The sequence below is a fragment of the Streptococcus sp. SK643 genome (assembly GCF_000259505.1).
GTDB lineage: Bacteria > Bacillota > Bacilli > Lactobacillales > Streptococcaceae > Streptococcus.
Genome location: NZ_AJMM01000004.1, coordinates 1 through 2,165, shown reverse-complemented (window position 1 = coordinate 2,165; position 2,165 = coordinate 1). Strand labels below are relative to the sequence as shown.

Genomic DNA, 2,165 nt, shown 5'->3' with positions numbered 1-2,165 from the left:
GGATGATGACCATATGAACAATATACTAGAAGCTACACTACAAATCAAAGATAAAAACATTATTTGGGATAATAAAGTTCAAGAGAAGATATTTAAAAAGAGAAAATCTTTATTTTATGCAGCTACTTATACGCATAAACCAGAATTTTGTACCGTTTGTGGGTGTGTTAGCCGAAATAATAATATCGTTAAAAACGGCACGAAAACATCTCGTATCACTCTCTGTTCTGTTTCAGGCCTAGCGGCCTACTTAAATCTACGCAAGCAGAGATTTCTCTGTAGAGAATGCGGCTCTTCATTTACCGCAGACACTAGTCGAATCGTAGAAAAACACTGTCATATCTCTAAACGCTTAAAAAATGAAATTAAATCAAAAATAAGTGAAACAGTATCTGAAACCTATATCGCAAAAGAAACAAATGTTTCAGTTCATACGGTAAGACGTATCATAGATGATACAACACGTTTACTAAAGATTAAACCATTACACGATTTACCTGAGCATTTGTGTTTTGATGAATTTAAATCCGTCAAATCTTCCGATAGTAATATGAGCTTCATTATTTGTGATAGCACTACACACAAGCTGGTCGATGTTGTACGAGATAGAAAATCTTACAGCTTGAAAAAGTATTTTCATCGTTTTGAGCCTAAGACTAGATTAAAGGTAAAAACTATCTCCATCGACATGTACTTACCGTACATTCAATTAATAAAAGAAATGTTTCCTAACGCTAAAATTATCATTGATCCTTTTCATATCGTACAAGCCTTAAATAGAGAATTAAATCGAACTCGGGTACGTGTCATGAATAAGCATCGCTATAAAGACTCTAAATTATATCGAAAGTTAAAACATTATTGGAAGTTAATTTTAAAGAACTCTAATGAACTTCAGAACTATAAATATAATCGTTATAAGCTTTTTGAAAGCTTCATAACAAGTAAAGGAATCGTAGATTATATCTTAGAAAAAAATCCATCTCTTAAAAATGATTATGAGGTTGTACATTCACTTCGTGAATGTATACAGGATAGAGATTATATAGAATTCAAGGAAACGATTGAAGCAGCTACGCAATTAGACCTATCTCCTGGTTTAAAAAGAGTATTAAAGACTCTTATGACTTACTTGCCATATATTCAAAATACTTGTGAGTATCCAACTAGAACAAATGGCCCTATTGAAGGAATAAACAATAAAATAAAAGTGCTTAAAAGAAATGCCTACGGCTTTAGAAACTATTACCATTTTAGAAATAGGATTATTTTAATAACAAAAATGTTTGGCCCAAAACAAAAAGGAATTAAGCAACAATTAGTTGCTTAATCCCTTCCTAAATTTCTTCATCAACACTATTTGACAAAGAGCCCTTTTTTAGTGCTCAAAATAGCACTCAATTTTAAATGGATTTGGTGTTCAAAAAATATAATCAAATGCAACAAACTAATTTCATTTTTAATAGGCACAATTAATTTTAGAAGATAGTACGAAAAAATATTGACTATTTTCTTTAGAATGTGTAAAATTTAGATAGATTATTTAAAGTGAGGTTTTTTTATCTTGTCTATATTAAAGAAGAAAGTTAATATGTTTAGTGTACTATTGAATGTGGTATTAATAGCTATTATAGCTATTGGAGTGCTATTTTTCTTACCTAAGGAACATAAATCAGAAGTCAAATCGTCAATTAATATCGAAAGTATTGAAAAAGTGAATGAAGTTGTATTTTTGAATGCGGGAATTAATGAAATTATTTCTGAAACAAAAACAACTCAAGTTTTTGGGTTTGATGTGCCGTTCTCTAAAAAAGCAGCATTAGTAATTTTAAATTATAAAGCTAAATTTGGAATTAAAAGTAGTGTAAAGGTTGAACAAATAAGCGAAAAAGAATATAAGGTTATTGTTCCAAAATTGGAAGTAATTGGTGTTGAACTTTCAAAAGATAATCCTTATGATTTATATGATAGTCATGGAGAGTTATTAAGTGGAACTACAGAAGATATTGATACTGGGAAATTGGTCGCTAACCAACTTTCTAGTGATAAACAAGCAGAGTATTTAGATAAATTTAAGAGTGAAATTAAAGAATCTGCAATCAATTATTATAAAACAATATTTTCTTCAATGGATTCTGAAGTAAAAGTAACTATAGAATTTACAG

General features: G+C 29.7%; 2 protein-coding genes. Both read left to right on the top strand.

The window, feature by feature from the left end; all coding sequences use genetic code 11:
* Positions 1-13 precede the first annotated feature (13 nt).
* Positions 14-1,330, top strand: a complete 1,317-nt coding sequence (locus tag HMPREF1117_RS03115) for an ISL3 family transposase (protein WP_001059646.1) — start codon at positions 14-16, stop codon at positions 1,328-1,330.
* 261 nt (positions 1,331-1,591) lie between these two features.
* On the top strand, positions 1,592-2,165 hold a 574-nt coding region (locus HMPREF1117_RS03110; protein WP_000493215.1), incomplete at its 3' end, for a DUF4230 domain-containing protein.

Bases quoted from the DNA above. Each gene is read 5' to 3' on its own strand.
- HMPREF1117_RS03115 (WP_001059646.1), top strand. From the start codon at position 14: ATGAACAATATACTAGAAGCTACACTACAAATCAAAGATAAAAACATT.